Here is a 21,275-nt window from a genome sequence, read left to right as displayed (position 1 = left end):
GCCAGGACGAAGTAGTCTTGAGTCCATGCCCGAACGCCGTACCGTCGCCCTTGTCACTCTTGGCTGCGCCCGTAACGAGGTGGACTCGGAGGAGCTCGCAGGCCGCTTGGCAGCGGACGGCTGGGAGCTCGTCGAGAACGCCGCGGACGCCGATGTCGCCGTCGTCAACACCTGCGGATTCGTCGAAGCCGCCAAGAAGGACTCCGTCGACGCCCTCCTCGAAGCCAATGATCTGAAGGATCACGGCAAGACCCAGGCCGTCGTCGCGGTCGGCTGCATGGCCGAGCGGTACGGCAAGGAGCTCGCCGACGCCCTGCCCGAAGCCGACGGCGTGCTCGGCTTCGACGACTACGCCGACATCTCCGGGCGGCTCCAGACCATCCTCAGCGGTGGCAGCGTGGAGGCCCACACCCCGCGCGACCGGCGCAAGCTGCTCCCGCTGTCCCCGGTGGAGCGGCAGCAGGCCGCCGCCGAGGTCGCCCTTCCGGGCCACGGCGCCGTCGAGGCGCCCGAGAACGTGCCGGCCGACCTTCCCGACGGGCTCGCCCCGGCCTCCGGCCCGCGCGCCCCGCTGCGCCGCCGGCTGGACCGCAGCCCCGTCGCCTCGGTGAAGCTCGCCTCCGGCTGCGACCGCCGCTGCTCCTTCTGCGCCATCCCGTCCTTCCGCGGCTCCTTCGTCTCGCGGCGGCCCTCCGACGTCCTGAACGAGACGCGCTGGCTCGCCGAGCAGGGGGTGAAGGAGATCATGCTGGTCTCCGAGAACAACACCTCCTACGGCAAGGACCTGGGCGACATCCGCCTCCTGGAGAGCCTGCTGCCCGACCTCGCGGCCGTCGACGGCATCGAGCGGGTCCGCGTCAGCTACCTCCAGCCCGCCGAGATGCGGCCGGGCCTCATCGACGTCCTCACGTCGACCGAGAAGGTCGCCCCGTACTTCGACCTGTCCTTCCAGCACAGCGCCCCGGACGTGCTGCGGGCCATGCGCCGCTTCGGCGACACGGACCGCTTCCTGGAGCTCCTGGACACGATCCGGGGGAAGGCCCCGACGGCCGGCGCCCGGTCCAACTTCATCGTCGGCTTCCCCGGCGAGACCGAGGCGGACTTCGCCGAGCTGGAACGCTTCATCACCCACGCGCGGCTCGACGCCATCGGCGTCTTCGGCTACTCCGACGAGGACGGCACGGAAGCCGCCACCTACGAGCACAAGCTCGACCAGGAGGTCGTCGACGAGCGGCTCGCCCACCTCTCGCGGCTCGCCGAGGAGCTCACCGCCCAGCGTGCGCAGGAGCGGATCGGAGAGACCCTGGAAGTACTCGTCGAATCCATCGACGACGAGGACGGCGTGATCGGCCGGGCGGCCCACCAGGCGCCCGAGACCGACGGCCAGGTCGTCATCACGGACTCCGAGGCGAGCCGCGACCTCGTTCCCGGCCGTATGGTCGTGGCCAAGGTCGTGGGAACGGAAGGCGTCGACCTGGTGGCCGAGTGTCTTTTCGAGGAGGCGGGCAGATGACCGGAGTGCCGGCATCCGCGACGGGCGGGACCGGTAGGCCCGCGCCCGGCGGCAAGCTGGGCACTGCGGCCGTCAATCAGGCCAGCCTCTGGAACATCGCGAACATCCTCACCATGATCCGCCTGGTGCTCGTGCCCGGCTTCGTGGTGCTGCTGCTCCAGGACGGCGGGCACGACCCGGTCTGGCGCGCGTGGGCATGGGCCGCCTTCGCCGTCGCCATGATCACGGACGTCTTCGACGGCCATCTGGCACGGGCGTACAACCTGGTCACGGACTTCGGGAAGATCGCCGACCCGATCGCCGACAAGGCGATCATGGCGGCCGGACTGATCTGTCTGTCGTCGCTCGGGGACCTGCCCTGGTGGGTGACGGCCGTGATCCTCGCGCGTGAGCTGGGCATCACGCTGATGCGGTTCTGGGTGATCCGGCACGGGGTGATTCCGGCCAGCCGCGGCGGCAAGGTGAAGACGCTTGCGCAGGGCACGGCGGTCGGCATGTATGTGCTGGTGCTCACCGGTCCACTCGCCACGTTGCGCTTCTGGGTGATGGCGGTCGCCGTCGTGCTGACGGTCGTCACCGCTCTGGACTATGTGCGAGAGGCGATCGTCCTGCGACGCAGGGGGTTGGCGGCGGAGCGGGCCGCGAAGGCCGACGGGCCCGGCGGATCCGGTGAACCCGGCGGGTCCGGTGGGTCCGGCGGGGAGTCCGTTCCGGGGCCCGCGGCGGGGCCGGAAGGCCGGGCACCCGAGACGGGAGGGGCGTCCGGGGCGTCCGCGAAGGGGCCGGCGGCGGGGTCGGCGCGATGAAGGAAGCCGCCCGGGTTCTGGAGCTGCTCGCGGAGCGTGGTCACACCGTGGCCGCCGCGGAGTCCCTCACGGGCGGTCTGGTGGCCGCGGAGCTCACTGCGGTACCTGGAGCATCGAAAAGCTTCCGCGGGTCCGTCACGGCGTATGCCACGACCCTCAAGCACGAAATCCTGGGGGTCGACGAGACCCTTCTGGGGGAGCGCGGCGCCGTCGATCCCGAGGTCGCGCTGCAGATGGCGGCGGGTGCACGCCTGCGCCTGGGTGCCGACTGGGGGGTCGCGACGACCGGCGTCGCCGGGCCCGAACCCCAGGACGGACAGCCCGTCGGGACGGTGTACGTGGCCGTGGCGGGACCCGTGGGGGCCGGGAAAGTGGCCGCATTGCGGTTGAACGGCGGCCGTGCGGAAATCCGTAGAGAGAGTGTACGGAGCGTGCTGGAGCTGCTCGTCGACGAACTCTCGGGAAATGAGCGGGCACAGGATACGGAACAGAACGGGGGGAATTGATGTTTGCAGCCCTGAGTGAACACGACATCGCTCCCCGCACGGCCGCAGCGCGAGGCGGTACGGTGGGGCGTGAAGGATGCGGCTACGCGGTCCGAGGAGGGAGCCACCGATGATTCTGCTCCGTCGCCTGCTGGGTGACGTGCTGCGTCGGCAGCGCCAGCGCCAGGGCCGTACTCTGCGCGAAGTCTCCTCGTCCGCCCGAGTTTCGCTCGGCTATCTCTCCGAGGTGGAGCGGGGGCAGAAGGAGGCTTCCTCCGAGCTGCTCTCCGCGATCTGCGACGCGCTTGACGTACGGATGTCCGAGCTCATGCGCGAAGTGAGCGACGAGCTGTCGCTGGCCGAACTGGCCGAGTCGGCAGCGGCGAGCGAACCGGTGCCCGCACCGGTACGCCCGAGGCTCAATTCGGTGTCGGTGACGTCGGTGGCAGGTGTGCCCACCGAGCGGGTGACCATCAAGGCGCCCGCGGAAGCGGTCGACGTCGTCGCTGCCTGAACCGAAGTGGGCGAAAGCCCCGGGTGGTGTCCAGTACGGGCACCGGCCGGGGCTTTCGTCGTCTCTGTGCCGGGTCCGGTCCGTGTGGGAGCCCGGGCCAGTTCGTCCGAGATGCCCGGCTTTGTGGGTTCGTGCCATGGTGGGGAGGAACGTACGACTGGTTGGAGATTCCGCATGTCTGTCGTGAAGAGCTCCCTGTCCGACGCCGACCTCAAGACGGTCGGCGGCGCCCTGCAGGGCGCGCTCGTCGACCTGGTCGATCTCGCCCTGGTCGCCAAGCAGGTGCACTGGAACGTGGTCGGACCCCGCTTCCGCTCCGTCCATCTGCAGCTCGACGAGGTCGTGGTCACCGCGCGTCAGCACTCCGATGTCGTGGCCGAGCGCGCATCGGCGATCGGCGTGACCCCGGACGGGCGATCCGCGACGGTCGCGTCGACGAGCGCGATCGGCACCGTGCCCGTACCCGACGGGTGGATCAAGGACGGGGACGCCGTGCGGATCCTGGTCGAGTCGCTCGGCGCGGTGATCGTACGGATGAGGGAGCGCATCGAGGTGACGGGCGGGCCCGATCCGGTCAGCCAGGACGTGCTCATCGGTCTGACGGCCGACCTCGAGAAGCATGCGTGGATGTTCCAAGCAGAGAGCGCCTAGGCGTGGCGCGGGTGCATCGCGCACCGTATTTCCGGTGCTCGCCGTGCTTGTCGTGTTCGGCGTGCGCCGGTTCTGCCTCCGGTGCGCCCTCCCACCGCGTGATACGCCCGGTCTAGCGTCGACCGGAGGAGGCGGCCATGGTACGGCGACGGGTTCCGCTGGTGACGCTCGCGTGGATCGCGGGCGGGCTGGCGGCCGGCGGGCTGTGGTGGTGGGCGGTGCTGCGACTGGTGCTGGTCCCGGAGCAGTCGGGGCTGGTGGAGGGGGCGGTCGCGGCCGGTGGCTGGGGGCTGAGTCTGCTGCCGGTGCACGTGACGGCGTCCGCCACCGTGGGCGGTCGGGCGCGTGTCGGCCGGGCCGTGGAGGGCAAGGGGGGCGCACAGGTCACCACGGCATCGCGACCCCGCCGTTGGGGCGGAGGATCTGACCCGTCGTGAACGACGCAGCGTCGGAGGCGAGGTGGAGGACCGCGTGTGCGATGTCCTCCGGCTCGCCCACCCGGCCCAGGGGGGAGTGCCGGACCATGGCCGCCTCCGCCTGCTGCTGCGCCGCGGGCTCGTGACGGTCGGTCATGGGGGTGCGGATCCAGCCCGGGGCGACCGCGTTGACCCGGATGCCGTGCGGTCCGACCTCGGTGGCCAGGGTCTTGGTCAGCTGCACGACGGCGGCCTTGGTGACGCTGTAGCAGAGCAGGCCCGGACTCGCGGTGTCCATTGCGCCCGAGGCCATCGTGACGATGGAGCCGCGGGTGCCGGTCGCGATCATCGAGCGGGCCGCCTCCTGGCAGGCGTAGAGGACCCCTTTGAAGTTGACCGCGAGAACGCGGTCCAGGTCCTCGTCCCGGGTGTCCAGAACCGTGCTCGTGTGCATGATTCCGGCGACGGCCGCCATCGCGTGCAGCGGGCCCGCGCTCGCGACGGCGGCGGCGAGGGCGGCGCGGTCGGTGACGTCGAGGGTGTGGGTGTGCGCGGTGCCGCCCCGTTCCTCGACGAGTTCCGCGGTCCCGCGGAGGCCAGGTTCGTCGAGATCCGCGCAGTGGACGGTGGCGCCCGCCTCAGCGAGGAGCGCGGCGGTCGCGCGGCCGATCCCGCTCGCGGCGCCGGTGACGAACGCGGTGCGGCCGGTGAGGTCGTACGCCGTGAGGGCCATGACCGGACCGTACGACCGTATCTGACGGTCCGTCAATTGGCGGGGGAGGATTGGTCGGTGGGGCCACCTGAGGGGCCCTTCTGGCAGCCGGGGCACCAGTAGGAGACGCGCTCGCCGAGCTCGGCCCTTTTGATGGGGGCGCCGCAGCGCAGACAGGGGTGGTTCCTGCGGCCGTAGACGTAGAGAGGTTGCCCGGGATGCCGGGTCGTGGTCGTGCGGCGTTCGGGGCGGTCCTTGTTCGCGTCGAGGAGGCGGTGGGCGGTGGCGACGAGCCGCTCGGGGACGCCGGGCGGGAGCTCGCCGACCGGGAGCCACGGGGTGACAGCGGCGAGGAAGGCCAGCTCCGATTTGTAGACATTGCCGATGCCCGCGAGATTTCGCTGGTCCAGGAGCGCCTCGCCGAGAGGGCGGGCCGGATCGGCGGTGAGCCTGCGGACGGCCTCCGCCGGGTCCCAGTCCGGACCCAGCAGGTCCGGACCGAGGTGGCCCACGGCGTCGTGCTCGTCGGCGGTGCGGATCAGTTCGAGGACGGGCAGGCGGTAGCCGACGGCGGTCTGCTCCTCGTTGCCCAGGATCGCCCGGATCTGGTGGGCGGGGCCGCCCCGCCAGCGCTCACCGGTGGCGTACACCTGCCACGCGCCCTCCATCCGTAGATGCGAGTGGAGGGTCAGGCCGCCGTCGAAACGGGTGAGCAGGTGCTTGCCGCGTGGGGTCACGTCCAGGACCGTGCGGCCGGTCAGATCGGCCGTGGCGAATCGGGGCACGCGCAGATCCGACCGGGTCACGACGCGTCCGGCGAGCGCGGCGTGCAGGCGACGGGTGACCTGCCAGACGGTGTCTCCTTCGGGCATGGCATCCATGATGCGGGACCGGGCGGGAGCACGGGGGCGGGGCGGTGGACCGCCGGGTGGGGTGCGGGACGGGGTGATGGCGCGGGACGGGACGGGGCGGGGTACGGGGCGGCGTGATGGCGCCGGGGCGGGCGCGGGTGCTACGGGCGGAGGCGGAGTCCTCTGGGGGTGGCGTGGAAGCCGGCGGCCTCCAGCGAGCGGGCGAGCGGGGAGGTGAGGGCCGCGGCCCCGTTGACCCGCTCCACCGTGACCGTGCCCAGGGATCCCGCGAGGGCGGCCGCGGCCAGCGACTCGGCCGCGGCTCTCAGCGCCGGGTCGTCCGGGTCGGCCGGCCAGGACAGCAGGGTCTTCCCGCCGCGCTCCATGTAGAGCGTCAGCTCCCCGTCGACCAGGACGACCATCGAGCCGGCCTTGCGACCGGGCTTGTGCCCCGCGCCGGTCGGCGGCTCGGGCCAGGGCAGCGCCGCCCCGTACGCGTTGGCCGGGTCGGCCGCCGCCAGGACCACCGCGCGCGGGCCCGCGCCCGCCTCCACGCCGCGGTCCCGGGCGGTCGCCGCCGCGCGCAGCCGGTCGACGGCTCCGTCCATCGCGAACTGGGCGGCGCCCAGCCCCTCCACCACGTAGCCGCGGCGGGCCTGCCCGCTGTCCTCGAAGGCGGACAGGATCCGGTACGTGGCCGAGAAGCCGCCCTCGACGCCTTCGGCGGCCACCGCGCCCCGGGTGACCACGCCGTGCCGGTCCAGCAGCGTGCGGGCCAGGGCGTGGGCGCGGTGGGTCGGCTCGGGCTCGGCGGGCGGCAGCAGCGACCAGCGGCCGCTGACGGTGGGAGGTCCGGTCCGTGAGGCGGGCCGGGCGGCCGCGGTGAGCGCGCCGTAACGGCCGCGCGGGACCGTGCGCTTGGCGCGGTGGGCCGTGGACCCCGCCGTACGGCCCGAGCCCAGGAGCGAGCGCAGCGGGGCGAGGGTGTCGTTGGTGAGCCGCCCCGACCAGGCCAGATCCCACACCGCGTCGGCGAGTTGGGGATCGGTGGCGTCCGGGTGGGTGGTGGCCCGCACCTGGTCGGCGATCTGACGGAAGAACAGGCCGTATCCGCCGGTCAGGGCGGTCAGCACCGACTCGTGGAGCGCCGTGGTCTCCAGCGGATGCGGGGGCGGCAGCAGCAGGGGCGCCGCGTCGGCGAGGTAGAGGGAGATCCAGCCGTCCTTGCCGGGCAGGGCGCCGGCGCCGGCCCAGACGACCTCGCCGGTCGTGGTCAGCTCGTCGAGCAGGGCGGGGGAGTAGTCCCTGACCCGGGACGGCAGGATCAGCTTCTCCAGGGCCGAGGCCGGTACGGGCGCGCCCTGCAACTGCTCCACGGCACGGGCCAGTCCGTCGATCCCGCGCAGGCTGTTGCTCCCGAGGTGCTGCCATTGCGGCAGGAACGTGGCGAGCGCGGCCGGCGGTACGGGCTCCAATTCGTGTCGCAGCGCGGCGAGCGAGCGGCGGCGCAGGCGGCGCAGCACGGCGGCATCGCACCACTCCTGGCCGATGCCCGAGGGATGGAACTCGCCCTGGACGACCCGGCCGGCGGCGGCGAGGCGCTGAAGGGCGCCGTCGGTGACGGCCGGGCCGAGGCCGAAGCGGGCGGCGGCCGCGGAGGAGGTGAACGGGCCGTGCGTGCGCGCGTGGCGGGCCAGAAGATCGCCCAGGGGGTCCTTGACCGGCTCCGTGAACGCCTCCGGAACCCCTACCGGGAGGGCGGTGCCGAGCGCGTCCCGTAGCCGGCCCGCGTCCTCGATCGCCGCCCAGTGCTCGGCGCCGCCGATCCGGACCCGGATGGCCCGTCGTGCGGCTCCCAGCTCGTGGACCCATGCGGGCTCGCCGCCGCGCTCGGTCAACTCCGTCTCGGTGAGCGGGCCGAGCACCCGCAGCGCGTCGGCGACGCCCTCCACGTCCTTGATCCGGCGGTCCTCCGTGAGCCACTGGAGCTCCCGCTCCAGCTCGGTCAGCACCTCCGCGTCCAGCAGCTCGCGCAGCTCCGCCTGGCCGAGCAGCTCGGCCAGGAGGCGGGAGTCCAACGAGAGGGCGGCGGCCCGCCGCTCGGCGAGCGGGGAGTCGCCCTCGTACAGGAACTGGGCGACATAGCCGAAGAGCAGGGAGCGGGCGAAGGGGGACGGCTCGGGGGTGGTCACCTCGACCAGGCGGACCCGGCGGGACTCGATGTCGCCCATCAGCTCTTGGAGCCCGGGGACGTCGAAGACGTCCTGGAGGCATTCGCGGACGGCTTCCAGAACGATCGGGAACGAACCGAACTCGCTTGCCACCTGGAGCAGTTGGGCGGCCCGCTGGCGCTGCTGCCAGAGCGGGGTGCGCTTGCCCGGATTGCGCTTGGGCAGCAGCAGGGCCCGCGCGGCGCACTCGCGGAAGCGGGACGCGAACAGGGCCGAGCCGCCGACCTGGTCGGTGACGATCTGCCCGATCTCGCCCTTGTCGAAGAGGGCGTCCGCCGCACCGATCGGGGCCTGGTCGGAGTCGTACGTCGTGTCGAAGTGCCGGTCAGGGCTCACCGGCTCCTGGTCGAGGAGGTCCAGTCCCATCAGGTCGGCGTCCGGCAGCCGCAGCACGATCCCGTCGTCCGCGTGCATGACCTGGGCGTCCATGCCGTAGCGCTCGGCGAGCCGGGCGCCCAGGGCCAGCGCCCACGGGGCGTGCACCTGGGCGCCGAAGGGGGAGTGGATGACGACCCGCCAGTCGCCGAGCTCGTCCCGGAACCGCTCCACCAGGATCGTGCGGTCGTCCGGCACATGACCGCAGGCCTGGCGCTGCTCGTCCAGATACGCCAGGACGTTGTCGGCGGCCCAGGCGTCCAGGCCCGCGGCGACCAGCCGCAGCCGCGCGTCCTCGGTCTCCAGCGAACCGACCTCGCGGAGGAACGCGCCCACCGCACGACCCAGTTCGAGCGGGCGGCCCAGCTGGTCGCCCTTCCAGAACGGCAGCCGGCCCGGCACGCCCGGAGCGGGGGAGACCAGGACCCGGTCCCGGGTGATGTCCTCGATCCGCCAGGACGTCGTGCCCAGCGTGAAGACGTCGCCGACCCGGGACTCGTACACCATCTCCTCGTCCAGCTCGCCGACTCGGCCACCGCCCTTCTTGGGGTCGGCGCCCGCGAGGAAGACCCCGAAGAGGCCGCGGTCGGGGATCGTGCCGCCCGAGGTGACGGCGAGCCGCTGTGCGCCCGGGCGGCCGGTGACCGTCCCCGTGACCCGGTCCCAGACGACGCGTGGGCGCAGCTCGGCGAACGCGTCCGAGGGGTAGCGGCCGGCCAGCATGTCCAGGACCGCGGTGAACGCGGACTCGGGCAGCGAGGCGAACGGCGCGGCCCGCCGGACCGTCGCCAGCAGGTCGTCCACCTGCCAGGTGTCCAGGGCGACCATCGCGACCAGCTGTTGCGCGAGCACGTCCAGCGGGTTCGCCGGGATGCGCATCGACTCGATCGAGCCGCTGCGCATCCGCTCGGTGACCACGGCCGCCTGGACCAGGTCGCCGCGGTACTTGGGGAACACCACGCCTGTGGAGACGGCGCCGACCTGGTGCCCGGCACGGCCCACCCGCTGGAGACCGGACGCGACCGACGGCGGCGACTCGACCTGCACGACCAGGTCCACCGCGCCCATGTCGATGCCCAGCTCCAGGCTGGAGGTGGCCACCACGGCGGGCAGCCGGCCCGCCTTGAGGTCCTCCTCGACCTGGGCGCGCTGCTCCTTGGACACCGAGCCGTGGTGGGCGCGGGCGAGCAGCGCGGGGGTGCCCTGCGCGGCACCGGACTGGGCCATGATCTCGGCGGGCGGGGAGGTGTCGGGGAGTGCCTCGCCGGTGGCACGCTCGTACGCGATCTCGTTGAGGCGGTTGCACAGTCGCTCGGCGAGCCGGCGCGAGTTGGCGAACACGATGGTGGAGCGGTGGGCCTGGACCAGGTCGGCGATCCGCTCCTCGACATGGGGCCAGATCGACGGCTTGTCCCCGCCGTCCGTCCCCTCGGAGGCCGGGGAGCCTCCCAGCTCGCCCATGTCCTCGACCGGGACGACCACCGACAGGTCGAACTCCTTGCCGGACGGCGGCTGGACGATCTCCACCTTGCGCTGCGGGGAGAGATAGCGGGCCACCTCGTCGACCGGGCGGACCGTCGCCGAGAGGCCGATACGACGGGCCGGGCGGGGCAGGAGCTCGTCGAGCCGCTCCAGGGACAGCGCGAGATGGGCGCCGCGCTTGGTCCCGGCGACCGCGTGGACCTCGTCCAGGATCACCGTCTCGATCCCGGACAGCGCCTCGCGCGTGGCGGAGGTCAGCATCAGGAACAGCGATTCGGGGGTCGTGATCAGGATGTCCGGCGGCTTCGTGGCCAGCCCGCGGCGCTCGGCGGGCGGGGTGTCGCCGGAGCGGATGCCGACCCGTACGTCCGGCTCCGGGAGACCGAGCCGGACCGACTCCTGGCGGATACCGGTCAGTGGGGAGCGCAGATTGCGCTCGACGTCGACGGCGAGCGCCTTCAGCGGGGAGACGTACAGCACCCGGCAGCGCTTCTTCGGCTCCGCGGGTGGCGGGGTGGAGGCCAGCTGGTCCAGGGAGGCGAGGAAGGCGGCCAGGGTCTTGCCGGAACCGGTCGGCGCGACCACCAGCACGTCCGAACCCGCGCCGATGGCCTGCCAGGCACCCTCCTGCGCCGAGGTGGGCGCGTGGAAGGCCCCGGTGAACCAGCCGCGGGTCGCGGGGGAGAAGGAGTCGAGCGCAGACCTGACCATGCCACCCATCGTGCACCCCGCCACTGACAACCGCCGGGACCTGGGGAAACCCGCACGATGGCGGAGCGGGCGGTGGCGCAGAATGGAGACATGGCGAGTGGGGAGCGGGCGCGGTACTGGCAGTATCCGGAGCTGCCCGGAGTCGACCTGCTGCACGCCCACTACGTCCGCAAGGCCTTCGCCCGGCACACCCACGAGACCTTCGTCTTCGCGGCCATCACGGAAGGTGTCGAGGCCTTCCACTACCGCGACGAACTCGTGCAGGCGGGGCCCGGGCAGATCGCCCTGGTCAACCCCGACACCCCGCACACCGGGCAGGCGGGCGTCCCCGAGGGCTGGACCTACCGCACGATCTACCCGGACGCGGAGCTGATCCGGTCGATCGCGGCCGACACGACCGCACTGCGCGGATCCGTCGGCTTCACCACACCCGTCGTGGACGACCCGTACGCCGCACAGCTGCTCATCGGGGTCCACCGGGCCGCCGAGGAGGGCAACGCGCTCGCCGCCGACAGCCTGCTGCGGCTGGTCACGGCGAGGATGCTGCGCAGCCACGGGGGCCGGCTCACGCCGCTCGCCCCACGCTCGGCGGGCGCACGCGACGCGGCACGCGCGCGTGCCGTCCTCGAGGAGCGGATGGCCGACCCGCCGACGCTGGAACGGCTCGCCGCCGAGCTCGGCACCAGCCCCTTCGCCCTGCTGCGTGCGTTCCGGGAGGCGTACGGGATGCCGCCGCACACCTGGCTGACCGACGCGCGCGTACGGCGGGCGCGGCGGCTCCTCGACAGAGGTACGGCGCCCGCGGAGGCGGCCGTGGCCGTCGGCTTCACCGACCAGCCGCACCTCAACCGGCACTTCACGCGGAGTGTGGGCGTCCCGCCCGGGGCGTACCAGCGGGCGCGCGGCGCCAGAACGTAGCGGCGCGGGGGCGTCGGAGCGCGTGACGGTGCGAGAACGCGGCGGCGTCGGAGCGCGGCGTGCAAGAACGTACAAGACCGTCGGTGGATGGGGCTCGTAACGTCCCTCGCGTGGCAGAACAGACAGCAACCCCAGTCATACGGGAGAGCGCGAAAGCGGACTCGGCGGTCGTCCGCGATGCGCTCGGCGTCGGGATCGCCGTGGGTCTCTCCGGCTTCGCCTTCGGAGTGACGTCCGCGGGATCCGGACTCAGCCTGCTCCAGACCTGCGTGCTCAGCCTGCTCGTCTTCACCGGCGCCTCGCAGTTCGCGCTGGTGGGGGCGCTCGCGGCGGGCGGGAACCCGTTCACGGCCGCGGCGGGCGCGTTCTTCCTGGGCACGCGCAACGCGTTCTACGGGCTGCGGCTCTCGCAGCTGCTCGCCCTGCCGCGCCGTGCCAAGCCCTTCGCCGCCCACTGGGTGATCGACGAGACGGCGGCGGTGGCGCTCGCGCAGCCGACGCGGCGGGCCGCGCGGATCGGGTTCACCGCCACCGGGCTCACGCTGTACGTGCTGTGGAACGCGACGACGCTGCTCGGCGCACTCGGGGCGGAGGCCATCGGCGACACCGACGCCTGGGGCCTGGACGCGGCCGGGCCTGCGGTCTTCCTCGCCCTGCTCGCCCCGATGCTCAAGACGGCGACGGAGCGGTACACCGCCGGCATCGCCGTCGTCCTGGGCCTCGGCCTGCTGCCTGTGCTCCCGGCCGGTGTCCCGGTCCTGCTGGCGGCGCTCGCCGCACCGGCCGTGCTGTGGATGCGAGGCCGCCACATGGGCGGGTCCGGCGGGACGAGTGGGACCGGCAGGTCCGGTGAGTCCGGTGAGTCCGGTGAGTCCGGTGATTCCGGTGGGAACGATGAGGAGGCTGCCCGATGAGTGTCTGGATCGCGATCGGCCTCACGGTCGTCGGCTGCTACCTCGTCAAACTGGTCGGGCTCCTCGTGCCCGCGGACACCCTGGAACGTCCGCTCGTCCAACGGCTGGCGGCCCTCCTGCCGGTCGCCCTGCTGGCGGCGCTCACGGCCCAGCAGACCTTCAGCACCGACGGCGTCCTCACCCTGGACGCCGCCCGGACGGCGGGCGTCGCGGCGGCCGCCGTCGCCCTCATCCTGCGTGCGCCCTTCCTGGTGGTCGTGGCGGCGGCGGTGCTGGTCACGGCAGGAGCGAGGGCCCTCGGCGGGTGACGGACGGCCGCGGAGCCTCAGGAGCACCGGTCGCCCCCACGCGCGCGTGGTCCGGAGGGCGGGCCGCGCCCTCAGTGCGCCACCGCGTACGCCCGTCGACGGCGTCGTAGGTGTGGTCATCGGTCTGTACTGTGACCCGTCACAGTCGAGAGGTGTGGTCATGGCCGAGGTGTCCGAGGCGGCCCGCGCGCTGGCCCTGCGCTGCGAGCCCAAGGTCAACGAACTGGCGCGGCGGATGGCCCGCGACTCCTTCGAGCAGCTCCCCGGCTACGCCGGGCTGCCCGCTGAGATGAAGGACCTGGAGATCGCGGCGACCGTACGGCACGGGGTACGGCTCTTCCTGCGGCGGGTCCTGGATCCGGCCGGGAAGTCGGCCCCCGGCGCCACCCGCCTCTTCCGCGAGCGGGCCGCCCAGCGCGCCGAGGAGGGCATGCCGCTGCATCTGCTGCTGCGCAGCCACGCGCTCGGGATGTACGTCCTGTGGCAGGCGCTCCGCGAGGCTGCCGAGCCCGGGGAGGAGGCGGCGCTCGTCGAGCTCGCCGATCTCCTCCTGGGATCCCAGCACGGCATCGTCGGCGCCGTCGCGGAGACCTACCTCGACGAGCGGTCGGCGCTGGACGCCGAGCAGCGGGCCCAGCGCCGCTCCCTGGTGCGCGGGCTCCTCGACGGGATGCTGCCGCCCGGCCACGTCCTGCTGGAGCGGCTCGGCCTCGACGGGCCCTCCCTCGTCCTGGCGATCGGCGCCGAGGCCGCCCCGAGCGAGGGGGACGTCGCCGTGCGCCGGCGGCTGCGCCGGATCCAGACGGCCCTGGACCACTCCTTCGGAGTGGAGGTGCCCGCCCTGCTCGACGGGGGCACCGACATCGGACGGGCGATCGTGCCCGGAGGCGAGGAGCCGCCCGAAGACCTCGCCCGGCGGCTCTCGCGCGCAGCCGGCACGGAACTGCGGGTCGCCGCCGTCACTGCCCCGACCCCCGCCGACGTCCCGGAGGCCGCGCACACCGCCGGGGAGATCCTGCGGGTCGCGCGCGGCTGCGGGCTGCCGCCCGGGATCCACCGGCTCGACGACGTCCTGCTCGAGTTCCACCTCTCCCGGCCCGGCGAGAGCGGCCGTCGGATCGCCGCCCTCCTCGACCCGGTCGCCGACCGCCCAGAGCTGCTGGAAACCCTTCGGGTCCACCTCGCCCGCGGCCAGGACCGCCGCGCCACGGCCACCGCGCTCGGGCTGCACCCCAACACCGTGGACAACCGGCTTGCCAAGACCGCCGAGCGCACCGGGATCGACCTCGCCACGCCGCGCGGCACGGCCATGGCCATCGCGGCGCTGCTGCTCCGCGAAGCACCGTAGGGCGAGCGTCCGCGTCAGTCGATCCGGCGGCCGTGGGCGCGCAGCGTCCGCAACGCCTCGATGGTCACCATCGGGCGCGCCTCCAGTGCCGTGCCCGGCGCCCACTGCCGCCAGGTGACCGGCCAGCCGCCGTCCTCCTGCTGGCCGGCGGCGAGGTGGTCCAGTGACCGTGCCATCTCCTCGTCCGTGAACCAGCGGCGGGCCAACGAGTCCGGCACACGCGCGTAGTCGTACGGGAAGTGGTGCTCGCCCGGTGCGTACCCCGGTGCCACGGGGAACTCGTCGAGGCGGTCGGGGTCCAGGACCGCCAGTCGCTGCTCCCGCACCAGCCGGCCCAGCCGGTCCGCCACCGCCTGCGCGCGCGAGCGGTCCGGGACCCCGTCGAGGAAGGCGACCGCGGCCTGGATCTCGTACGGATGGGACTTCTCCAGGGACTCGACCGCCGACCAGCAGAACTCGGTGGCGCGGAAGAGCCAGGCGTGCCACACCTGGTTCCGGTGGAGCAGCCCGACCACGGGACCGGTGGACAGCAGCGCGCTGGGCGGGTCGTCGACGATCGGGACGAACGGCGCGGCGGGGTAGCCGCGCAGCGACGGATGGACCGCGGGCAGTGCCCCCTCGTGCGTGGACACGTCGGTGAGGTAGCGGCAGATCCGCTCGACCCGCAGCCCTCCGCAGCGGCCGATCGAGTCGAGGACCCGGAGCGCGTGCCCCGTGTGCAGCGGCTGGCTGACCGGGCCGCGCAGGTCCGGTTCGAGGGCGTGACCGTAACCTCCGTCCTCGTTGAGGTACGCGTTGAGGGCGACCTCGACCGCTTCCGGGCCGCCGCCCAGGAAGTGATAGGCGAACCGGCGCTGTTCGAGCACGCGGGCCGTCAGCCAGATGAAGTGCTCGGCGCGCCCGAGGAGGGTCGGGGGCGACGGGGGCGTCGGGTGCGGAGCCGCGAGAGGAGTTCCAGCCATGGTCCGACCGTAGGCCGCGAAAGGCGTGTGACAAGGCTTACGGGCCGGGCTGCACTCTTGGGGGCGGGATACTGGGTTCATGCGGTTGACGATTTTCTGGGAGCGGATGGCGGACCACTTCGGTGCGTCCTACGCCGAGTCCTTCGCGCGGGACCATGTGATGTCGGAACTGGGCGGTCGTACGGTGCGCGAGGCACTGGACGCCGGCTGGGAGGCGAAGGACGTGTGGCGGGCGGTCTGCTCGGCCGTCGAGGTACCGGCCGACAAGCGCTGAGGCGCGGGGCCGGGGCGGAATGTCCGCGCGGTGCGCGAGACTGGCGTGGTGGCTCCGACTGACGACACCGACGAGACCGACAAGACGACCCCCGACGGGACCTTCGGCGGGGCCCGCGGCGGGACCTCCGACCAGGCCGTGACCGCCGGCGTTCCCGACGCGGGGCAGGCGGGACGTACGGCGGTGCGCAGCGCCCCCGTGGCCGCCTCCGAGGGCGAGCCGGCCGGGCCGTCGGCCCCCTCCGTGCCCGCCCCGTCCGTGCCCGCCCCGTCCGTGCCCGCCGCCTCCGGTGGCGGACCCGGCGCTCCGGGACGCGGTGCGGCCGGATCCGGGGCGCGGATGCCCCGCTGGCTGCCGCGTGCCCTGCTGCTCGCCCTCGCGCTCTACGCCTGCTTTCAGCTGGGCAGCTGGGCCTTCCACCAGCTCGTCGGGCTGCTCGTCAACATCCTCGTCGCGTTCTTCCTGGCCCTCGCCATAGAACCGGCCGTCGGGCGCATGGCCGCCCGGGGGATGCGCCGCGGCCTCGCCACGTTCCTCGTCTTCTTCACCGTCATGGTCGTCGGCGTCGGCTTCGTGGTGCTGCTCGGGTCGATGCTGGCGGGCCAGATCGTCGACATGGTCGAGAACTTTCCCAAGTACCTCGACTCGCTGATCAACTGGATGAACCAGACCTTCCACACCGAGCTCTCCCGGGTCGAGGTCCAGGACAGCGTGCTCCGCTCCGACTGGCTCCGGAAGTACGTGCAGAACAGCGCCACCGGCGTCCTCGACGTCTCCGCGACCGTCCTCGGCGGCCTCTTCAAGCTGCTGACGATCTTCCTGTTCTCGTTCTACTTCGCGGCCGACGGGCCCCGGCTGCGCCGCGCCCTGTGCTCGGTCCTGCCGCCGGCCCGCCAGACCGAGGTGCTGCGGGCCTGGGAGATCGCCGTCGACAAGACCGGCGGCTACCTGTACTCCCGCGGCCTGATGGCGCTGATCTCCGGAGTCGCGCACTTCGTCCTGCTGGAGATCCTGGGGGTGCCGTACGCGCCCGCGCTCGCGGTCTGGGTCGGCCTGGTCTCGCAGTTCATCCCCACGATCGGTACGTATCTGGCGGGCGCGCTGCCCATGCTGATCGCGTTCACCGAGGACCCCTGGTACGCGCTGTGGGTGCTGGTCTTCGTCGTGGTCTACCAGCAGTTCGAGAACTACGTCCTCCAGCCGAAGCTGACGTCCAAGACCGTGGACATCCACCCGGCGGTGGCGTTCGGCTCGGTGATCGCGGGTACGGCGCTGCTCGGCGCCGTCGGAGCACTGATCGCGATCCCGGCCGTCGCCACCCTGCAGGCGTTCCTCGGCGCCTATGTGAAGCGGTACGACGTCACCGACGACCCGCGCGTCCACGGCCACCGGCGCTATGGGGAGGCGGTCGTCGCCCGGCTCCAGAAGGCACTGCACCAGAGGAAGGACCAGGGCCAGGCGCCGTCATCCGGGGACGTGTCCGCCCGGGACGGCGCCTGACCCGCGGCCTCGCGGGTGGGCGGCGTCAGTCGCGTTCCAGCCGCACCCCCGGCAGGGCGCGCTCCAGCGGGGCGGGCAGCCACCACGCGCGCCGGCCGAGCAGCTGCATCACCGCCGGCACGATCAGGCACCGGATGACGACCGCGTCCAGCAGGATCGCGACGGCGAGGCCGAGACCGAACTGCTGGAGCATCCGGTCGGGGCTCAGCACGAAGGCCGAGAACACCACGATCATGATCGCCGCGGCGGCCGTGATGACCTTTCCGGTCGCCGCCAGGCCCTCCCGGACCGCGCCCTGCGGGTCCTTGGCGCGCTCCCATTCCTCGTGGATCCGGGAGAGCAGGAACACCTCGTAGTCCATCGACAGACCGAAGACGATCGCGAAGATCATGACGGGGATGAACGCCTCGATCGGTCCGGGCTGCACCCCGAACCAGCCGTGCTGGAAGACCAGGGTGATCACCCCGAGGGCCGCCCCGATACTGACCAGGTTGAGCAGCGCGGCCTTCACCGGGATGAGCACGGACCGGAACACGAGGAGCAGCAGCAGCGCGGAGAGACCGACGACGATCGCGACGAACAGCGGCATCCGGTCGGAGACGGTGGACGCGAAGTCCTCGGTCGCCGCCGTCGGCCCGCCGACCAGCAGATCGGCGCCGGTCTCCCGCTCCAGCGGCGGCAGGACGTCCGACCGCAGCCGGTCGACGAGCTCCGAGGTCGCTTCGGCCTGCGGAGCGGATTCGGGGAAGGCGATCACGGTCGAGACGGAGGCGTCCTTCGTCGGGATCGGCGCGGTGGCCGCCGCGATGCCGTCCGTCTTCTCCAGGGCCTGACGCAGGGCGTTCGCCGCCCGCTCGCCGCCGCCGTCCGCGACCACGATCAGCGGCCCGTTGAACCCGGGCCCGAAGCCTTCGGCCAGCAGGTCGTACGCCTGCCTGCTGGACTTCGCCGGGGCGTCGTTGCCCGCGTCGGCGAAGCCGAGCCGCATGTCGAGCGCGGGCGCGGCGAGCGCGCCCAGCGCCGCGACGGAGACGAGCAGCGCCGTCCACGGCCGCTTCTGCACCGCCGTCGCCCAGCCGCGCCACCGCTCGCCCTCCGGGCGCGTCGACTTCGCGGCCCGCTTGGCCACCTGACGCCGGATCCGCCGGCCGAAGATCCCGAGGAGCGCCGGGAGCAGGGTGAGCGAGGCGGCCATCGTGACCAGGACGGTCAGGGCGACGGCGAGGGCGACGCCCTGCAGCGAACCGAGCCCGAGCGCGACCAGACCCATCAGCGCGATGATCACCGTGCAGCCGGCGAAGAAGACCGTGCGTCCCGCCGCGTCCAGCGCGGTCCGGGTGGCCTGCTCGGGCTCGGCGCCGTGCAGCAGCTCCCCGCGGTAGCGGGAGAAGATCAGCAGCGCGTAGTCGATGCCGACGCCGAGACCGACCAGCATCATGATCGGTGGGGTGAAGTCCGCGACGTCGGCGAGGTGCGAGGCGAGCGCGATCAGCCCGATCGAGCTGCCGACGGCGAAGACCGCGGTGACCACCGGCAGGCTCGCGGCGACCAGGGAGCCGAACAGGAAGACCAGGATGACCAGCGCACCGAGCATGCCCGCGCCCTCGGCCGCGCCACCTCCACCCTCCTCCGCGCCCCGCGCCGCGTCACCGCCCACGGCGGCGGTCAGTCCGTCGCCCTGAGCCGCGTGCACGGTCTTGATGATCTTCAGTACCTCGGCGCGGTCCGTGTTCTCCGCCTCGCCGTCGAGGGTGACGGTGGCGTAGCCGACGGTTCCGTCCCGGGATACGGCCGCGCCGTCCTCGTACGGACTGCGGACGGCGGTCACCCCGGGAAGCCCCTCGACCCTGTCGAGCAGGCCCTCCACGCGCGCGTGGACCGTCTTCTCGCGGACGCCCTGCTCGTCCTTGACGACGATCTGGAGCGTCGCGTCCGTGGCCTGCGCGGAGCCGTGCCGCTCCAGGACGGTCCGCGCCGCCTGGGAATCGGTGCCGGGGAGCGAGAAGTCGTTGTGGTACGCGCTGCCGGCGACCGTCGAGGCGCCGGTCGCGGCGGCCACGACCACGATCCACAGCAGCACGGCGGACCAGCGGTGGCGGTACGAGAAGGCGGCCAGGCGCTCGAAGACGCTGCCTCGGCGGCGCGTCGGGTTCGGCGGGTTCGCCGGGTTCGCCGTGGGATCGGTGTCCCGCGTGAAGGTCATGATCGTTTCTCCTTCTGGGAGTTACAGGTACGAGGGACGGGTCACCCGGTGCCGGAAGGTGCGCCAGGTCCACACCTGGGCGGCGACGAGGAGCGGGGTGACGACGAGCAGCGCGGGGACGAGGAGGGTGAGGGTCGCGCCGTCCGCGGCCCGCTCGGCCAGCGGGAGGGCGCTCCCGGCGAGCAGGGGGAGCACGGCCAGGAGGACCGCCGTGAGGGCGAAGGACTGCCACGGGCGGCCGGACCGCCCCACCAGCAGGCGGGCGCGTTCGTACGGCAGGCCGGTCAGCCGCACCATGGCGAAGCCCAGCCCGTGCGCGGCGAACAGGGCGGCCGAGGCAAGGGCGGTGAGGAACGCGGCGGGGCCCGTGGCGGTCTCGTACGGCGTGCCGGTGAGGGCCGCCGCCAGCAGCCAGCCCCAGGCCAGCGCGACCGTCCAGCTGCCGCACACCACCGCCCCGTCGCACACCGCGCGCCAGACCCGACCACGCCCGCGACCGCGCGACCACAGCCCGACGTCACGGACGATCCAGCCGGTCAACAGCGGGACGAGCACCGCGAACTGGCCCGTCAGCAGCTCCCCCTCGAGATCGGGGAAGCAGCCGACGAGCACACCGGCCGTGGCGATCAGCCACACCTCGTTCCCCAGGAAGAAGGGCGCGAAAGAGGCGATGACGAGCCGCCGTTCGTGATCCGTGCGACCGAGGTACGGAGTCAGCATCCCGGTCCCGATGTCCGCACCGGCCAGCACGAAATAGCCGGTGGCGAAGAAGGCGAGCAGGGCGATGGCGAGGGATTCCACGTCGGCTCCTCAGTAGCTCGTGGCGGGCAGGGAGTCGGCTTCGTCCTCGTTCTCGGACCGGCCCCGGTCGTCGTGGCCGAGACCCTCGTCGACCGGGCCCCGGCGGGCCCACCGGGCGAGCAGCCAGGCATTGAGGACGACGAGCAGCGCGAAGAGGGAGGTGAAGACGATCAGGGAGGCACGCATGGAGCCGGGGGAGAGGTCGGAGACCGCGTCCTCGGTCTTCAGTAGCCCGTACACGACCCAGGGCTGCCGGCCCGCCTCACGGAAGACCCAGCCGCTGATCATCGCCAGATACGGCAGCGGCACCGCGGCCATCAGGGTCAGATGCCAGAGCCGGAAGCGGAAGACGACCTTCTTGAAGCAGGCAAGGATCACTCCGGCGAAGGTGAAGTACATCATCAGGGCGAAGCAGACGAGCATGACCAGACCGCCGCCGCGGGTCCACGCCTCGGAGGGGACGTAGTCGCCGGGTCCGAACCGAGCGACCATGTCCGCCTGGATCTGCGCGATTTCGGCTGTCTTCTGGCTGAACACGGCCGACTTCATGGGCTGGAGGGTGCTCAGCGCGGCGAACTGGATGCCGCCGAAGACAGCGGTGACCATGAGCGCGGGGAAGGAGAGGAAAACCCCGATCCGCAGGCTCCGGCCGAAGAACTCCCGCTCCGGCGTGCGCCGGAAGAGGTGGTACGCGCTCACCCCCGCGACGAAGAAACCCGCCGTCAGCAGCGCCCCGGCGAGGATGTGCCCGAAGGCGAGCAGCGCCGAGGGATTGGTCAGCACGGCCACCGGGTCGTCCAGGACCAGCTTGCCGCACTCGGTCCGGTGCCCGACCGGGTTGTTGAGAAAGCCGTTCGAGACGAGGATCCAGTACGCGGAGAGATACGCGGTCAGGGTGACGATCCAGATCATCGCCAGATGCACCCACCGGTTGAAGCGGTGCCAGCCGAAGATCCACAGACCCAGGAACGTCGACTCGACGAAGAACGCGACGATCGTCTCGACCGCGAGCGAGGCGCCGAAGACATTGCCCGCGTAGTGCGTCAGCCCGCTCCAGCTCATCCCGAACTGGAACTCCATCACGATGCCGGTGACGATCCCGACCGCGTAATTGATCACGTACAGCTGGCCCCAGAACCGGACCATGCGCGCGTGGAGCGGCTTCCGCCCGATCGTCGCCACCGTCTGGACGACGGCGACGACGGTCGCGAGCCCCAGCGTGAGGGCGACGAAGAGGAAGTGGCCGCCCGCCGTGAGGGCGAACTGCAGTCGGGCGAGATCGAGGACGTCTGGATTCACG

The 21,275-nt window shown here is 72.7% G+C and carries 19 protein-coding genes; 12 read left to right on the top strand and 7 right to left on the bottom strand.

The features are described from left to right. The first annotated feature begins 25 nt into the window (after nucleotides 1–25). The 6 genes from rimO to ACFV9D_RS34790 all read left to right on the top strand — a co-directional run bounded on the left by rimO (nucleotide 26) and on the right by ACFV9D_RS34790 (nucleotide 4,406). Complete coding sequence (gene rimO, locus ACFV9D_RS34815; protein WP_385155567.1) at nucleotides 26–1,513, top strand: 30S ribosomal protein S12 methylthiotransferase RimO; 1,488 nt, start codon at nucleotides 26–28, stop codon at nucleotides 1,511–1,513. Continuing rightward, nucleotides 1,510–2,319, top strand: coding sequence for a CDP-diacylglycerol--glycerol-3-phosphate 3-phosphatidyltransferase (gene pgsA / locus ACFV9D_RS34810; RefSeq protein ID WP_385155564.1), 810 nt, complete (start codon nucleotides 1,510–1,512; stop codon nucleotides 2,317–2,319). The genes rimO and pgsA overlap by 4 nt, the downstream gene beginning before the upstream one ends. Beyond that, nucleotides 2,316–2,825 carry a CinA family protein gene (locus tag ACFV9D_RS34805; protein ID WP_385155561.1) on the top strand — a complete coding sequence of 170 codons (510 nt, stop codon included), beginning with the start codon at nucleotides 2,316–2,318 and terminating at the stop codon, nucleotides 2,823–2,825. The genes pgsA and ACFV9D_RS34805 overlap by 4 nt, the downstream gene beginning before the upstream one ends. Before the next feature lie 109 nt (nucleotides 2,826–2,934). Further along, complete coding sequence (locus tag ACFV9D_RS34800; protein ID WP_058944287.1) at nucleotides 2,935–3,318, top strand: helix-turn-helix domain-containing protein; 384 nt, start codon at nucleotides 2,935–2,937, stop codon at nucleotides 3,316–3,318. Between the two features lie 174 nt (nucleotides 3,319–3,492). Continuing rightward, nucleotides 3,493–3,969 carry a Dps family protein gene (locus ACFV9D_RS34795; protein WP_385155558.1) on the top strand — a complete coding sequence of 159 codons (477 nt, stop codon included), beginning with the start codon at nucleotides 3,493–3,495 and terminating at the stop codon, nucleotides 3,967–3,969. A 137-nt stretch (nucleotides 3,970–4,106) separates the two neighbouring features. Further along, nucleotides 4,107–4,406 (top strand): hypothetical protein, encoded by a 300-nt coding sequence (locus ACFV9D_RS34790; RefSeq protein WP_385155555.1) that lies wholly within the window; start codon nucleotides 4,107–4,109, stop codon nucleotides 4,404–4,406. Here the strand turns inward: ACFV9D_RS34790 and ACFV9D_RS34785 are convergent. From ACFV9D_RS34785 to ACFV9D_RS34775, 3 genes are all read right to left on the bottom strand, one after another. Then, entirely contained in the window at nucleotides 4,354–5,118 is a 765-nt protein-coding gene (locus ACFV9D_RS34785) for an SDR family NAD(P)-dependent oxidoreductase (protein WP_385155552.1), read from the bottom strand. The two genes, ACFV9D_RS34790 and ACFV9D_RS34785, sit on opposite strands and share 53 nt — an antisense overlap. Before the next feature lie 32 nt (nucleotides 5,119–5,150). Then, nucleotides 5,151–5,969 (bottom strand): Fpg/Nei family DNA glycosylase, encoded by an 819-nt coding sequence (locus ACFV9D_RS34780; RefSeq protein ID WP_385155549.1) that lies wholly within the window; start codon nucleotides 5,967–5,969, stop codon nucleotides 5,151–5,153. Between the two features lie 140 nt (nucleotides 5,970–6,109). Next, nucleotides 6,110–10,747 (bottom strand): ATP-dependent helicase, encoded by a 4,638-nt coding sequence (locus tag ACFV9D_RS34775; RefSeq protein WP_385155546.1) that lies wholly within the window; start codon nucleotides 10,745–10,747, stop codon nucleotides 6,110–6,112. A 90-nt stretch (nucleotides 10,748–10,837) separates the two neighbouring features. On the opposite strand from ACFV9D_RS34775, the gene ACFV9D_RS34770 reads away from it, so the two are divergent. The 4 genes from ACFV9D_RS34770 to ACFV9D_RS34755 all read left to right on the top strand — a co-directional run bounded on the left by ACFV9D_RS34770 (nucleotide 10,838) and on the right by ACFV9D_RS34755 (nucleotide 14,235). Next, nucleotides 10,838–11,665, top strand: a complete 828-nt coding sequence (locus tag ACFV9D_RS34770) for an AraC family transcriptional regulator (RefSeq protein WP_385155543.1) — start codon at nucleotides 10,838–10,840, stop codon at nucleotides 11,663–11,665. Between the two features lie 110 nt (nucleotides 11,666–11,775). Then, on the top strand, nucleotides 11,776–12,579 hold the full coding sequence (locus tag ACFV9D_RS34765; RefSeq protein ID WP_385155540.1) for an AzlC family ABC transporter permease: 804 nt from the start codon (nucleotides 11,776–11,778) through the stop codon (nucleotides 12,577–12,579). Further along, on the top strand, nucleotides 12,576–12,887 hold the full coding sequence (locus tag ACFV9D_RS34760; protein WP_385155537.1) for an AzlD domain-containing protein: 312 nt from the start codon (nucleotides 12,576–12,578) through the stop codon (nucleotides 12,885–12,887). The genes ACFV9D_RS34765 and ACFV9D_RS34760 overlap by 4 nt, the downstream gene beginning before the upstream one ends. 160 nt (nucleotides 12,888–13,047) lie before the next feature. After that, the gene (locus tag ACFV9D_RS34755) at nucleotides 13,048–14,235 is read left to right on the top strand and encodes a PucR family transcriptional regulator (protein ID WP_385155534.1); all 1,188 of its coding nucleotides are present in this window, start codon (nucleotides 13,048–13,050) and stop codon (nucleotides 14,233–14,235) included. A 14-nt stretch (nucleotides 14,236–14,249) separates the two neighbouring features. Here the strand turns inward: ACFV9D_RS34755 and ACFV9D_RS34750 are convergent, their stop codons facing one another. Next, nucleotides 14,250–15,197, bottom strand: a complete 948-nt coding sequence (locus tag ACFV9D_RS34750; RefSeq protein WP_385155532.1) for a hypothetical protein — start codon at nucleotides 15,195–15,197, stop codon at nucleotides 14,250–14,252. 79 nt (nucleotides 15,198–15,276) lie between these two features. On the opposite strand from ACFV9D_RS34750, the gene ACFV9D_RS34745 reads away from it, so the two are divergent. Further along, the gene (locus ACFV9D_RS34745; RefSeq protein WP_385155530.1) at nucleotides 15,277–15,471 is read left to right on the top strand and encodes a DUF3046 domain-containing protein; all 195 of its coding nucleotides are present in this window, start codon (nucleotides 15,277–15,279) and stop codon (nucleotides 15,469–15,471) included. Nucleotides 15,472–15,810: 339 nt separating this feature from the next. Next, nucleotides 15,811–16,971, top strand: a complete 1,161-nt coding sequence (locus tag ACFV9D_RS34740) for an AI-2E family transporter (protein WP_385155585.1) — start codon at nucleotides 15,811–15,813, stop codon at nucleotides 16,969–16,971. Nucleotides 16,972–16,996: 25 nt separating this feature from the next. On the opposite strand, the gene ACFV9D_RS34735 is transcribed toward ACFV9D_RS34740, so the two are convergent. Genes ACFV9D_RS34735 through ACFV9D_RS34725 form a run of 3 tightly spaced genes read right to left on the bottom strand, consistent with a single transcriptional unit; the run spans nucleotide 16,997 to nucleotide 21,274 of the window. After that, complete coding sequence (locus ACFV9D_RS34735) at nucleotides 16,997–19,174, bottom strand: MMPL family transporter (protein WP_385155527.1); 2,178 nt, start codon at nucleotides 19,172–19,174, stop codon at nucleotides 16,997–16,999. A gap of 21 nt (nucleotides 19,175–19,195) precedes the next feature. After that, nucleotides 19,196–19,975 carry a cytochrome d ubiquinol oxidase subunit II gene (locus ACFV9D_RS34730; RefSeq protein ID WP_385155524.1) on the bottom strand — a complete coding sequence of 260 codons (780 nt, stop codon included), beginning with the start codon at nucleotides 19,973–19,975 and terminating at the stop codon, nucleotides 19,196–19,198. Between the two features lie 9 nt (nucleotides 19,976–19,984). Beyond that, a complete protein-coding gene (locus ACFV9D_RS34725) occupies nucleotides 19,985–21,274 on the bottom strand; it encodes a cytochrome ubiquinol oxidase subunit I (protein ID WP_385155522.1) in 1,290 nt (429 codons plus the stop codon). Nucleotide 21,275 lies beyond the last annotated feature (1 nt).

The organism is Streptomyces sp. NPDC059875, assembly GCF_042731085.1.
Taxonomy (GTDB): Bacteria; Actinomycetota; Actinomycetes; order Streptomycetales; family Streptomycetaceae; genus Streptomyces.
Note: the sequence above shows the minus strand (reverse complement) of the source record. Positions and strands in the feature narration are given on the sequence as shown.

Coding starts and splice junctions, on each gene's coding strand:
- rimO (WP_385155567.1), top strand. CDS start 26: ATGCCCGAACGCCGTACCGTCGCCCTTGTCACTCTTGGCTGCGCCCGT.
- pgsA (WP_385155564.1), top strand. CDS start 1,510: ATGACCGGAGTGCCGGCATCCGCGACGGGCGGGACCGGTAGGCCCGCG.
- ACFV9D_RS34805 (WP_385155561.1), top strand. CDS start 2,316: ATGAAGGAAGCCGCCCGGGTTCTGGAGCTGCTCGCGGAGCGTGGTCAC.
- ACFV9D_RS34800 (WP_058944287.1), top strand. CDS start 2,935: ATGATTCTGCTCCGTCGCCTGCTGGGTGACGTGCTGCGTCGGCAGCGC.
- ACFV9D_RS34795 (WP_385155558.1), top strand. CDS start 3,493: ATGTCTGTCGTGAAGAGCTCCCTGTCCGACGCCGACCTCAAGACGGTC.
- ACFV9D_RS34790 (WP_385155555.1), top strand. CDS start 4,107: ATGGTACGGCGACGGGTTCCGCTGGTGACGCTCGCGTGGATCGCGGGC.
- ACFV9D_RS34785 (WP_385155552.1), bottom strand. CDS start 5,118: ATGGCCCTCACGGCGTACGACCTCACCGGCCGCACCGCGTTCGTCACC.
- ACFV9D_RS34780 (WP_385155549.1), bottom strand. CDS start 5,969: ATGCCCGAAGGAGACACCGTCTGGCAGGTCACCCGTCGCCTGCACGCC.
- ACFV9D_RS34775 (WP_385155546.1), bottom strand. CDS start 10,747: ATGGTCAGGTCTGCGCTCGACTCCTTCTCCCCCGCGACCCGCGGCTGG.
- ACFV9D_RS34770 (WP_385155543.1), top strand. CDS start 10,838: ATGGCGAGTGGGGAGCGGGCGCGGTACTGGCAGTATCCGGAGCTGCCC.
- ACFV9D_RS34760 (WP_385155537.1), top strand. CDS start 12,576: ATGAGTGTCTGGATCGCGATCGGCCTCACGGTCGTCGGCTGCTACCTC.
- ACFV9D_RS34755 (WP_385155534.1), top strand. CDS start 13,048: ATGGCCGAGGTGTCCGAGGCGGCCCGCGCGCTGGCCCTGCGCTGCGAG.
- ACFV9D_RS34750 (WP_385155532.1), bottom strand. CDS start 15,197: ATGGCTGGAACTCCTCTCGCGGCTCCGCACCCGACGCCCCCGTCGCCC.
- ACFV9D_RS34745 (WP_385155530.1), top strand. CDS start 15,277: ATGCGGTTGACGATTTTCTGGGAGCGGATGGCGGACCACTTCGGTGCG.
- ACFV9D_RS34740 (WP_385155585.1), top strand. CDS start 15,811: ATGCCCCGCTGGCTGCCGCGTGCCCTGCTGCTCGCCCTCGCGCTCTAC.
- ACFV9D_RS34735 (WP_385155527.1), bottom strand. CDS start 19,174: ATGACCTTCACGCGGGACACCGATCCCACGGCGAACCCGGCGAACCCG.